Source organism: Mycolicibacter minnesotensis (assembly GCF_010731755.1).
In the GTDB taxonomy this organism is placed as follows: Bacteria; Actinomycetota; Actinomycetes; order Mycobacteriales; family Mycobacteriaceae; genus Mycobacterium; species Mycobacterium minnesotense.
Genome location: NZ_AP022589.1, coordinates 2,953,705 through 2,965,913, shown reverse-complemented (window position 1 = coordinate 2,965,913; position 12,209 = coordinate 2,953,705). Strand labels below are relative to the sequence as shown.

Here is a 12,209-nt window from a genome sequence, read left to right as displayed (position 1 = left end):
CTCAGGCGATTTCGGCGCGGATTCTCCCACTCAGCGGGAGAAACCGCGCCGAAGTCGTGATAGGGCTAGACCGGCAGCGGCGCGTAGTCGGTGGCGCGCTGGCGGGCCGGGCGGCCGATCCCCTCGGCGATGGTCGTCAGCTCCGCGATGGTCTTGGCCGACCCGTATTCGGAACCGGCCATCCGGGAGATGGTCTCTTCCATCAGCGTGCCGCCCAGGTCGTTGGCTCCGCCGTTGAGCATCACCTGGGTGCGCTCGACACCGAGTTTGACCCAGCTGGTCTGGATGTTGGGAATTCGGCCGTGCAACATGATGCGCGCCAACGCGTGCACGGCCCGGTTATCCCGATGAGTCGGACCCGGCCGCGCTCCCCCGGCCAGGTACAGCGGCGAACTCTGGTGCACGAACGGAAGCGGTACGAATTCGGTGAAACCACCTGTGCGGTCTTGTATTCCACGCAGCACCCGCATGTGTCCGATCCAGTGCCGCGGCGAGTCGATGTGGCCATACATCATCGTCGAGCTGGACCGCAGTCCCACCTCGTGCGCGGTGCTGACCACCTCGACCCACATCGAGGTGGGCAGTTTGCCCTTGGTCAGCACCCAACGGATCTCGTCGTCGAGGATCTCCGCGGCGGTGCCGGGGATACTGCCCAGTCCCGCCTCGCGCAGGCTGATCAGCCATTCGCGAACACTCAGACCGCTCTTGGACACCCCATTGGTGATCTCCATCGGCGAGAAGGCGTGCACGTGCATCGACGGCACCCGGGCTTTGACCGCCCGAACCAGGTCGGCGTAGCCGGTGACCGGTAGCTCTGGATCGATCCCGCCCTGCATGCACACCTCGGTGGCGCCGGCCAGGTGCGCCTCGTAGGCACGCTCGCCGACCTCGGCGTTCGACAGAGAGAAGGCGTCGGCGTCGCCCTTACGCTGCGCGAACGCGCAGAATCGGCAGCCAACGTAGCAAATGTTGGTGAAGTTGATGTTGCGATTGACCACGTAGGTCACGTCATCGCCTACGGCATCGCGGCGCAGCGAATCGGCCAGTGCTGCAACAGCATCCATGGCCGGGCCGTCTGCGGTGGCCAGCGCCAGGTACTGGGCGTCGGTGCAGCCGCCCGGGTCCCGTTCAGCCGCCCGCAACGCCGCCAGCACGTCGGTGTCGACGCGTTCAGGCGCACGGGCCGCCAGCTGGTGGATCTGCTCACGGATCGACTCCCAGTCCCCGAAGGCACTGCCCAGGTCACTTCGGGTGTCGGTGGCCCGGCCGTCGACATCGATCGCGGTGTGCAGGTCGATCCGCCCGGCCGACTGCACCTCGTCGGGCTCCTGCCAGGCCCGCCCGACGGGGTTGATGTCGCGCGCCCAGCCGGTGTCCGGGTCGGCGAGCGCCTCGACGTGCGGGCGCACCCGCGGATCGATCCACGCGGCACCGGCCTGCACATAATCGGGCTGGGCGGTGAGCCGCTGCACCAAGTCATAGCCGGCCTGCTCGGTGACCGCGGCCAAGTCGTCCAGCGCCGGCCAGGGCCGTTCGGGGTTGACGTGATCGGGGGTCAGTGGCGACACCCCGCCCCAGTCGTCCACCCCGGCGCCGATCAGCGCCAGGCATTCGTCGGCCGACACCAGGTTCGGTGGCGCCTGCACCCGCATCTTGGGGCCCAGCACCAGTCGGGTGGCTGCCACCGTGGCGAGGAAGTCCTCGAAACCCGTGTCAGGCACCGATGCCATCGCGGTGTGTTCCTTGGCCCGGAAGTTCTGCACGATCACTTCTTGGATGTGCCCGAACTCCTTGTGCACCTTGCGGATCGCATGCAAGGTGTCCGACCGTTCTTCCAGCGTCTCGCCGATACCCACCAACAGGCCGGTGGTGAACGGAATCGAGAGTCGGCCCGCGTCGGCCAGCGTGCGCAGGCGCACCACCGGGTCCTTGTCCGGGCTGCCGTAGTGGGCCAGGCCCTTGGTCTCGAACAACCGCCGCGAGGTGGTCTCGAGCATCATGCCCATCGACGGCGCCACTGGCTTGAGCCGAGACATCTCCGACCAGCTCATCACGCCCGGATTCAGGTGCGGCAGCAGGCCCGTCTCCTCCAGCACCCGGATGGCCATCGCACGGACGTAGGCCAGCGTGCTGTCGTAACCGCTTTCGTCGAGCCACTGTCGCGCCTCGGGCCAGCGCTCCTCGGGCCGGTCCCCCAGGGTGAACAGTGCCTCCTTGCAGCCCAACTCGGCTCCGCGGCGGGCGACCTCGAGAATCTCGTCGGGCCCCAGATACATCTGCTTGCCCTGGGCGCGCAGCACACCGGGGACGGTGACAAAGGTGCAGTAATGGCAGGTGTCGCGGCACAGGTGGGTCACCGGGATGAACACCTTGCGCGAGTAGCTGACCGGAAGCCGGCCACCCGGACCACGCCGGCCACCCGACACCAGTCCAGCGTCTCGGACGCGGGCGGCACTGGCGCACAGATCGGCCAGGTCCTCGCCACGCGCAGTCATCGCGATGGTGGTTTCGTCGGGGTTCAGGAGCACGCCGTCGCGGGCCCGTCGCAGTACCCGGCGCAGTGCCGACGAGTTCGTCATCCGCGCGTCACCCGCACCCGGAATCTCGCGCATGCCATAGTAGCCACAGTAGCGGCCGCGCCGATCGCGCACGCGAGCGCACGCCGGGCTACGCTGCCGGTCAGGCTCTCCTGGTCGTCGACAGTGCGGCGAGCTCTTCTCGGCGTCGCCACAGCACCCACCCGGGTGGCGCACTGCCGAGCACAATCATGAGCAGCACGCCGTAGGCCATCACACCGCGGTCGGCGAAGATCAGGTCATCGCCCGGGCCGCCCAGGGTCAGCACGGCGATGGTCAACAACCAGGACCACAGCGGCAGCGCAGCCAACCGCAGCGACGTCGTGCACCGGTCCGCAACCCAGACCAGCCCCGCGTTGACCAGCCCTCCGATCAGCGCGCTGAGCGGAAAGGGCACGGCACCGATATGCGCGGGCAACATCAGTGCCGTGGCAATGGCGCACAGCACGCCGTCGACGGCGAGCAGGCCCAGTACGGCGAAGTGGAACGCCGGGCTCGGCGTATCGGTAGGCATCGCGGGCTCGGTGAGCGACGCGACCGGGCTCAAGTCGGGATGCTCTCCAGCTGGCTGACCATTGAACCGACCATCCATTGGTAACTGTCGAGCCACCACTGCCAGTGCTCCAAGTTCGGGTCCAGATCGGGATCCATGCCTAAACCACCTAGCCCTTGCGTTACATCGAGGATCTTGCTCAGCAGGAGCCTACCGTGTGGCCGCCGTCCCCGAGCTGAAGTCCGGCCAGCAGATCGGTTTCCCAGCCCCGGGCATCGCGCGGTCCGGACGCGCCACCTGCCAACACATAGTGCTCGCTGTCCAGGATCGGCTGGGCGACATTGTTCGACAACGCGAACGCCCGCCCGGTGGGGCCGACGGTGATCTGCGTGGCATGGGCGCGCATGGCCGCCGTCTTGGCGCCGCGAGACTCTGCGGCCTCGATCACCGCGTCGATCCGCCGGTCGGGGAAATCCCCGAACGCCTCCGAATCGGGCCCGTCGGCCGGCAGCGTCCATGACGGCAGCAGATCGGCGTCACGCAGTCCCCGCAGGGCGGCTCGCCGGGCACTGCCGGCGCTCACCGTCCAGTAGAACTTCGGGGTGGCCCAGCTGGCGTCGATGCCACCGGCTTCGGCTGCGGCTACCGCCGCAGTGGTCACACGGTGGGCGTGCACGTGGTCGGGATGGCCGTAGCCTCCGCTGGGGTCATAGCTGACGACCACGTGGGGGCGCAGCCGCCGGATCACGGCCGCAAGCTCAGCGACGGTCTCGGTGTCCTCGGCGTCGATGAAGCGCTGCTGTCGTCGTGCCGGGGTGCCCGTCATCCCCGAGTCGCGCCAGCGCCCCGCCCCACCGAGGAACTGCGGCGGCCCCGCCCCCAACGCGTGCAGTGCCGCGGTCAGTTCACCGATGCGGTAACCACCCAGCTGATCGGCCTGATCCACAGTCAGGTGCGCCCAACGGTCCCCGATGACCTCGCCCTCTTCTCCCAACGTGCAGGTCACCACGTGCACCTGGGCGCCGCGGGCGGCGTAGTGGGCGATGGTGGCCCCGGTGGTCAGGGTTTCGTCGTCAGGGTGGGCATGCACGAACAACAGTCGTGGAATCCGATCGGACACGCCAAAACCCTACCGCCGCACCGGCGAAGCGACCGGAGGGCCTGGGTCCGCTCAGAACAGGCCGCCGAACAGGTCCTCCCAGTCGATGCTGCCCAGCAGCAGCATGAGGTTGTCGGACTGGATGGCCTCGACGATCTCGTTGAAATCATCGGTGTTGAAACCCAGCGTGGCGGCCCAGTCAGCCTCGATGATCTGCGGGTCGAAGTGCCCGAGCAGGCTCTCCCTGGGGTCAAAACTGATACCGAACAGGTTGTTGAACGATTCCTCGTTCTGTGCCAACACCGTGTTGTTGACACTGAAGATCCAGTTCACGGCGTCGTTGATCTCGGGACTGTCGCCGAACAGCCGATCGACCGCGGCCTGTTGGGCTGCCACAAGCGCGGTGTTGAACCCCAACTGTGCCGTGATCACGGCGGTGCTGAGCAGCTGCTGCGGGTCGGGCAGCCCTTGCAGGAAAACGCCGAAGTTGGCCACCGCGTCAGCCGCGGCGGCGTTGATGGCTTGTTCAGTCCCACCCGGGAACAGGCCGCCCGAGGGGAGTTGCACACTGCCGAGGCTGGGAGTGTACGGCACCCCCAGCGGCAGTTCCTGCGGGTCGAAGTTGCCGCCCGCCAGCTGATTCAGCAGCACCTCGCTGAGCTCGCCGGCGGAGAACGCCGAGCCGACACCGAGGGCGTCGTCACCGCCGCCGAAGAACAGGTCGCCCAGGTCGATGTGCGGACCGTCGGCGCCGCCACCGCCCAGGTAGTCCGGCCGCACGTGGTTCTCGACGATGTCGAGTGCCGGGTTGAGGTCGATGTGTGCCGCGGCCAGGTCGAAATCGCGGATCTGCACGTCGGGCAGGGACGGGGTCATCGACGTCAGCCCTGTGACGAGGCCGCCGACAGTCAGAGCTGCGGCGGCCACAGTGGCGAAGCGGTGAGCGAGGTACTTCACGGGCAATCCCCCTCCGTCGTTGCGCGCGCAGGTTGCTTAATCTTACCCAAGAATTGTCTGTGCACAAGACTTCAGTGAATGCCGGTTCCCGCCGGCTTGAGGCGATTCCACCCCCCGCGCCCCAACCGTCTCACCAGCTCCAGCGCCTATTGCCCCTGCTGAGAATCAGGGGAGCTTCACCCAGTTTCCGGCCCCACCCACGATGCCCACCGGCACCGCGCCGGTGAGGCTGACGTTGGTGACGCTCGGACCGACAGCGACGATCGTGGTGTCCTGCAGAATCGGCAGCACCGTCGCCATGTTCCACAGTCGTGGCTCCACCGCGGCGATCACTTCGCTGATGGGTTTGCTGCCCTCAAGGGCCGCATCGATCTCCGCCTGGATGGCATGGTCGCAGACCCCGGTGATATTCGACGGCGCCTGCACCAACGCCCCGGGAGCGGGCCGCGGCGGAACCTTCGACGTCGTGGGCGGTGCCAGTGCGGGCGCCGACGACTGCGGAGCCGACGGCGTCGGTACCGGCCCTTCCGCGGTGGGCACAGCCAGGGGCGTCAGCGCACCGCAGCCATAGCGTGACGCCAACAGTGTCGCCAGGTCACCGCCGGCCTGCTGCCAGCCGACGATCGCGTCCACCTGATGGGTGGCCAGGGCGTCCCGATAGAGCTTCACGGGGTCCAGCGCCAACACGGTGGCGGCGATGCCGACATTGCGCAGCTGATCTGCCGCGGTGCTGGCCACGGCCTGCGAGGTCGGGTCGTTGGCCGCCACCCCGATGACCAGCGACAGCTGCTCCCCGCCCTTGCTGATCCGCCCGCGGGTGATCTCCGGCGGATGTGGCACACCGGTGGCGCCGCCCGCCGGCGGCACGAGCGCAGACGGGGGCGCGTCCTTTTCGATCCGGTAGCCGGCCGCCTGCAGCAGTGCCAACGCGGCCCCTTCAGACATGGCCGGCGGTGCGGTCGGCACGTAGCCGGGGTCACTGGGGGCGCGGATCTGCGCCTGATCCAGCGTGACGGTGTTGTCACTGCCGGCCCCCACCGTGGCCAGCAGACCCACGTCGAGCAGCCCCAGCAGCGCCCGGCGCACCCGCACATCAGTCAGTTTGGGTTCGGCGGCCCGCAGTGCGAGCTGCATAATCCGGGGCGTAACCACCCTGGTGGTCTGCACGCTGGGGATCACCGACAGCTGGGCGAATGCCGCCGAACCACCGTGCACCTGGGCCACCTGGGTGTCACCATTGCGAATGGAGTCGGCCAACGCCGCCGCAGATCCTGCGCGGCGGAACAAGACCAGGTCAGGCTTGGCAGGCGGACCCCAGTAGCGGTCATTGCGGGCAAGCAGGATCGCGTCGCGCTGCGGGTCGATGTTCTCCACCCGGAATTGGCCACCGGTGACCGGCAGCGCCCGAGCCAGGCCGGCCGGAAAACCGCCGGGCACGTCCTTGATGATGTGCGCCGGCACGATATTGCTGAACAGCTCCCGCCAGGCCGGGTACGGCTTGGCGAAGGTGACCACCACCTGCTTGCCACCTTCGACGGAGTGCACGCCGGTGATCAGGTCATAGCCGGCCGGATCGACCACGCCGGGCTGGCTGACCATCTGCTGCCACAGGTACCAGAAGTCGTCGGCGGCGATCGGCGCATTGTCCGTCCAGGACGCCTCGGGACGGATCCGGTAGGTCACCGTGAACGGCGCCTCGGCGGTCACCTTGGCCGACACCAACAGGGTGGGGTCCATCTCCCACCGCGACCCGGTCGCCGTGCTGGAGTCCGGGATAGGCCGAAACGCGCTGGGCAACACCAACGCGCTGATCGCCGCGGTGACCGCCGACAGGTCGGAGCGCAGGTGGGGGTTGAAGCCCGCGCCGATGGAGTCGATGCCCATGATGATCTGGCTGATCCGCTGAGGCGGGGGCGCCACGCTCTTCGGCGTCTCGGTGCTCTGCGGCGCCGGGGGCGGATTCACCGTGCACGCCGACACCAACATCAGCGTCGCCGAAGCCAGAGCCCCCGCCGTGACACGGGCACGGCGGGCGGGTCTTGGCACGGCCACCAGGGTATCCGGGCGACGATCGCGGTGCGAAAACCGCCGCGCCGCGCGCAAAGCCGCGCCCGGCCTTAAAGGTTCTTGGCCCGGGAGCGGCTGCGCGCCCGCAGCGTCGAGTCCAGCTCGACCTTGCGGACCCGCACCACCTCGGGGGTCACCTCGACACACTCGTCGGCGGCGCAGAACTCCATGGCCTGCTCCAAGTCCAGCTCGATCGGCCGGGCCAGCGTCTCCATCACGTCGGCCGTCGACGACCGCATGTTGGTCAGCTTCTTCTCCTTGGTGACGTTGATGTCGAGGTCCTCGGCACGCGGGTTGATGCCCACCACCATGCCCTGGTAGGTGTCCTGGCCCGGCTCGACGAAGAACTGCCCACGATCCGCCAACTGGATCAGCGCAAACGGCGTGATGGACCCAGCCCGGTCGGAGACCAGCGATCCGGTGTGTCGGGCGCGGATCTCACCGGCCCAGGGCTGGTAACCCTCGAACACCGCGTTGGCGATACCGGTCCCGCGGGTCTCGGTGAGGAAGTCTGTGCGCCACCCGATCAGACCGCGGCTGGGGATGATGAACTCCATCCGGACCCAGCCGGTGGTGTGGTTGGCCATCTCGGTCATGCGGCCCTTGCGGGCGGCCGCCAGCTGCGTGATGGCACCGACGTATTCCTCGGGACAGTCGACGGTGAGGTGCTCGAACGGCTCGTGAACCTTGCCGTCGATCTTGCGGGTCACCACCTGCGGCTTGCCGACGGTCAGCTCGAAGCCCTCGCGGCGCATCTGCTCGACGAGGATCGCCAGCGCCAACTCGCCACGGCCCTGCACCTCCCAGGCGTCGGGGCGGCCGATGTCGACCACCCGGACCGACACATTGCCGATCAGCTCGGTGTCCAGGCGCGACTTGACCATCCGTGCCGTCAGCTTGTGCCCGGAGACCTTGCCCGCCAGCGGCGAGGAGTTGGTGCCGATGGTCACCGAGATCGCCGGTTCGTCGACGGTGATTCGCGGCAGCGCGACCGGTTCAGCCAGATCAGCCAGGGTGTCACCGATCATGATGTCGCTGATGCCGGCGACGGCGACGATGTCACCGGCGCTGGCCTCTTCGGTCGGGGTGCGTTCGACTCCCTCGGTGACCAGCAGCTCGGTGATCTTCGCGGTGGTGGTCACCGGTTCGCCGTCGACCTCACGCATCCAGGCGACCTGCTGGCCCTTGCGAATGCGGCCGTTGTAGACCCGGATCAGGGCGAGCCGGCCCAGGAAGGGCGAAGCGTCGAGGTTGGTGACTAGCGCCTGCAACGGCGCCTCCGGGTCACCCGAGGGGGCCGGAACGTGCTCGAGCAGCACGTCGAACAGCGGGTCGAGGTTGTCGCCGTCCGGGATCTGGCCGTCGGCGGGCGCGGTGGTGCTGGCAACCCCGGCCCGGCCGGATGCGTACAGCGTCGGCAATCCCAGGGCGTGCTCTGCGGCAGCCTGCGCCTCGTCGTCGAGGTCGCTGGCCACATCCAGCAGCAGGTCGTGGCTGGCGTCGACCACTTCGGCGATCCGGGCGTCGGGCCGGTCAGTCTTGTTGACCACCAGGATCACCGGTAGGTGCGCCTGCAGCGCCTTGCGCAGCACGAACCTGGTCTGCGGCAGGGGACCTTCGGAGGCGTCGACCAGCAGAACCACCCCGTCGACCATGGACAACCCGCGTTCGACCTCGCCGCCGAAGTCGGCGTGACCGGGGGTGTCGATCACGTTGATGATGGTGACGGATCCATCGGGGTTGTGGCGATGCACGGCCGTGTTCTTGGCCAGGATCGTGATGCCCTTTTCGCGCTCCAGGTCACCGGAGTCCATGATGCGCTCTTTGTCGTCATCACCGCGGTGCGAGAGGGCGCCGGACTGGCGGAGCATGGCGTCGACCAGAGTCGTCTTGCCGTGGTCGACGTGCGCGACGATGGCAACGTTACGAAAGTTCACCGGGTGAGTCTGCCAGCGCACCCTGTCAATCGCGAAAACGTGAAAGCCACGTCACAGCCCGAGGGGCGAGTCCGCGGAGAACCTCTCGAGCTCCTTGAGGTGCAGTTCGGTCAGCGATTGCAGGCACTGGGCGGCCGTTTCGGTGAGCTGCAGACGGATCACCCGCTGGTCGGAACGGTCGCGGACCCGGACCACCAGACCTGCGGCTTCGGCCCGCTGAATCAGTTCCCCCGCACTGTGATGGCGCAGCAGCAGGTATTCGGCCACATCACCGACGGTGGGGCCGCGCAGATCGTTGTGGCCACGGACCGCCAGGAGCAGTTGATGCTGCGCCGGGGTGAGTCCGGCCGCCTGTGCCTGGTCGGCGCTCCACCGTTCGAAGCGCCGCAGCCTCGTCCGGAACGCGAGCAGCCGGGCATAGACGTCGTCAGGCAGTGGCACGCCTGTCACTGTATTCCGACTCGTTACGGCGTGCCCATGGTGCCATTACGCACCAGCTGGTCGGGGCAGTACAACTGGGCGGCGATCCCCACGAACTGGGTGCCGTGCTCGGTTGTCAGGCCCGGATTACGCTCCTTGAGCCCCGCCAGCACATCGGTGCTGGCTTTGCCCTGCGAGATCAGGTCACACACCAGTTTCGCGGTGACGATGGCCTGGTCGGCGTTGTTGTAGGTGATACCGGCCGCTCGCAGCGATCCCAGGAAGGCGGCGTCGGCATCGGTGGGGTCGGCATGAGCGGGCGCTGCGATACACAGGCATCCCAACGCGCCCAGCAGCGCTGCGCGGCCCCTCACCAGCAACCCCGTGGCGGTCGTGAACCCATCGGCTGATTCCTCCTTGCGACGTCGCGGCCAGCCCGAGGCACCAGCGTAGCGGCGTATATCGCTCAACGACCGATGCCGGGGGCAAGAATTAACAGAGCATTTTCACCCGAGTGCTTGTGTCAGCTCTGGCAGCCAAGCGCGATCAGCGGGCACCCAGTCGACCGCGTCCAGTTGCCCTGCGGTCACCCAGCGAAGCGCCTGATGGTCGTGGGGCCGGGGCTCGCCGCGTGCCAGGCCCACCAGATAGGCGCGCAACGTCATGTCCGGGCTCACCTCGACATCGCCCCCCAGGCGCCGCCCCACCGTCATGGCGTCGGGCTCCAGGCCCAGCTCCTCCCCCAGCTCGCGGACCAAGGCAGCGGGTTCACTCTCACCGGCCATGACTTTGCCGCCGGGCAGTTCCCATCGCCCGGCCAGCTCCGGTGGGCGGCGCCGCTGCGCGATCAGCACCGTGCGCCCGGCCGCCGAGTCGGCGATGACGGCTCCGGCCACAACGATCTGGGGGGACATGGCGTGTGAGGCTATACCGTCCTACGGTCGGGTATGGCTTTGTTGACCGACGATCAGGTGAGCGCGGCGTTGCCCGAAATCGAGGGCTGGGAGCACGCGGACGGTGCGCTGCGCCGTGTGGTGACGTTCGATTCGTTTCCGGCCGGCATTGAGGCAGTGCGACGGGTGGCCGAGCGTGCCGAGGCAGCCGATCACCACCCCGATATCGATATTCGCTGGCGCACCGTCACTTTTGTCCTGGTGACGCATTCGGCCGGCGGGATCACCGACAAGGACGTGGCGATGGCCGGCGACATCAACCGGATTCTGGCGACCTGACCCTCGTGGTCCCCATCCAGGCCAGGGTGGCCACGGCGGCGACGATGTAGACCAGGCCGGCCCACGCCAGGTACCAGGGTCGCCCGTTCTGCCAGATGGTCGGCTGGAAGAAGCTCAACAGCCAGGGCACGCCGATCACGGTGAGCGCCAGCCAACCCCAGCCCAACACCCGCGCGCCGAGCCGGTCGCGGTGGGGGCCGTGCAGCAGCCAGATCATCAGGGGCAGCAGCCAGACCCAGTGGTGAGTCCATGAGATCGGCGAGGCCAGCAGCCCGAACAACTCGACCACCAGCAGCGACCCCAGGGGATCGGGACCGGCGGACGTACTGTTCAGTGCTCGCCAGGCGAGCACCGCCAGCACCGCGGTGACACCGATGGCGATCAGCACCGGCAGGCTGTAGCCGGCGTCGTGGCCCACGATGCGCGAGATCCCGCCCCGCCAGGACTGGTTGAACGACGTTGCGATCGGGCCGACCCGGTGGGCATCGCCCAGCAGCTCGGTGAAGTAGCGGCGGGCCTGATCGCCGGTGACCCACACCGACACCGCGATGGTGGCGGCGAAGACCACCGCCGAGAACACCGCGGCGGCCCAGCGCCGTGCCGCGGCCAGGTAGACGCCGGCGATCGCCGGGGTCAGTTTCACCCCGGCCGCGAGCCCGACCAATAGGCCCGAGACCCACCATCGCCGGCTGCAGACCGCGGCGAGCACGGCCAGTACCAGGATCACGTTGATCTGGCCGTAGTCGAAGGTGCTACGCAGGGGTTCGGTCCAGATCCCGACCGCTGTCCACAGCATGGCGACCCGGCGGTTCAGCGAGGCTCGACGAAGGAGAGCCGAAGCTGGGACCGCCGCTTGGGTAGGGCGGTTCAGCGAAGCTGGGACCGCCGCTTGGGTAGGGCGGTTCAGCGAAGCTGGGACGGCCGCTCCCCCAAGCAGCCGCTGGCTCAGGCGCACCACCCCATACAGCGCGGCCATGGTTCCGATCTGCCAGACGAACGCGACCAGCCCGAACGGCAGGAAGTGCAGCGGATAGAAGACCACTGCCGCGAACGGCGGGTAGGTGAAGGGCAGCGGGAAATCCGGCGTCTGATCGGCGTAGACGTAGTCATACAGCGCACCGGGTTGCGCCAGCGCGGCCGCGCCGTCGATATAGACGTGCAGGTCGACGAAGTTGGCGCCGCGCGGAGTCAGGTAGGTCCAGGCGAGTCGCGCCGCGATGCTCGCCACCAGCAGCAGCGGCGCCCATGCGGTGAGACGGGTCGCCCAGGAACGTGCGGCCGGGGTGTCGAGGGTGGTGTCTACCGGCACGACTGTAGCGAACGGCCGCCAGATCACTGTCGCGGTTCGGGTCCGTAACGGTTCTATAAATGACACACGTGTCACTTGAGCCTCATCAGTAACAACGTAGCTTCAGTTCTCGTAGACGA

At 68.0% G+C, this 12,209-nt stretch carries 11 protein-coding genes; 1 reads left to right on the top strand and 10 read right to left on the bottom strand.

Annotated elements, in window-relative coordinates; translation table 11 throughout:
- Positions 1–65: 65 nt before the first annotated feature.
- The 9 genes from G6N09_RS13825 to G6N09_RS13785 form a co-directional block, all read right to left on the bottom strand.
- The gene (locus G6N09_RS13825) at positions 66–2,612 is read right to left on the bottom strand and encodes a bifunctional FO biosynthesis protein CofGH (protein ID WP_179959837.1); all 2,547 of its coding nucleotides are present in this window, start codon (positions 2,610–2,612) and stop codon (positions 66–68) included.
- A gap of 67 nt (positions 2,613–2,679) precedes the next feature.
- On the bottom strand, positions 2,680–3,090 hold the full coding sequence (locus tag G6N09_RS13820) for a hypothetical protein (RefSeq protein WP_179959910.1): 411 nt from the start codon (positions 3,088–3,090) through the stop codon (positions 2,680–2,682).
- Positions 3,091–3,268: 178 nt separating this feature from the next.
- Positions 3,269–4,189: an N-acetyl-1-D-myo-inositol-2-amino-2-deoxy-alpha-D-glucopyranoside deacetylase gene (gene mshB, locus G6N09_RS13815; RefSeq protein WP_083027158.1), complete on the bottom strand. Its 921-nt coding sequence runs from the start codon at positions 4,187–4,189 to the stop codon at positions 3,269–3,271.
- Positions 4,190–4,240: 51 nt separating this feature from the next.
- Positions 4,241–5,125 (bottom strand): hypothetical protein, encoded by an 885-nt coding sequence (locus tag G6N09_RS13810; RefSeq protein ID WP_083027159.1) that lies wholly within the window; start codon positions 5,123–5,125, stop codon positions 4,241–4,243.
- 165 nt (positions 5,126–5,290) lie between these two features.
- Positions 5,291–7,177: an ABC transporter family substrate-binding protein gene (locus tag G6N09_RS13805; RefSeq protein ID WP_165756607.1), complete on the bottom strand. Its 1,887-nt coding sequence runs from the start codon at positions 7,175–7,177 to the stop codon at positions 5,291–5,293.
- Between the two features lie 65 nt (positions 7,178–7,242).
- On the bottom strand, positions 7,243–9,129 hold the full coding sequence (gene typA / locus G6N09_RS13800; RefSeq protein ID WP_083027160.1) for a translational GTPase TypA: 1,887 nt from the start codon (positions 9,127–9,129) through the stop codon (positions 7,243–7,245).
- 51 nt (positions 9,130–9,180) lie between these two features.
- Positions 9,181–9,570, bottom strand: coding sequence for a MarR family winged helix-turn-helix transcriptional regulator (locus G6N09_RS13795; protein ID WP_234807082.1), 390 nt, complete (start codon positions 9,568–9,570; stop codon positions 9,181–9,183).
- A 23-nt stretch (positions 9,571–9,593) separates the two neighbouring features.
- Positions 9,594–9,923 (bottom strand): DUF732 domain-containing protein, encoded by a 330-nt coding sequence (locus G6N09_RS13790; RefSeq protein ID WP_083027192.1) that lies wholly within the window; start codon positions 9,921–9,923, stop codon positions 9,594–9,596.
- A gap of 132 nt (positions 9,924–10,055) precedes the next feature.
- Positions 10,056–10,463, bottom strand: coding sequence for a (deoxy)nucleoside triphosphate pyrophosphohydrolase (locus G6N09_RS13785; RefSeq protein ID WP_083027162.1), 408 nt, complete (start codon positions 10,461–10,463; stop codon positions 10,056–10,058).
- Between the two features lie 33 nt (positions 10,464–10,496).
- On the opposite strand from G6N09_RS13785, the gene G6N09_RS13780 reads away from it, so the two are divergent.
- Entirely contained in the window at positions 10,497–10,781 is a 285-nt protein-coding gene (locus G6N09_RS13780; RefSeq protein ID WP_083027163.1) for a 4a-hydroxytetrahydrobiopterin dehydratase, read from the top strand.
- Here the strand turns inward: G6N09_RS13780 and G6N09_RS13775 are convergent.
- The gene (locus G6N09_RS13775) at positions 10,759–12,090 is read right to left on the bottom strand and encodes a mannosyltransferase (protein WP_179959836.1); all 1,332 of its coding nucleotides are present in this window, start codon (positions 12,088–12,090) and stop codon (positions 10,759–10,761) included. The genes G6N09_RS13780 and G6N09_RS13775 overlap by 23 nt on opposite strands.
- Positions 12,091–12,209: the final 119 nt, after the last annotated feature.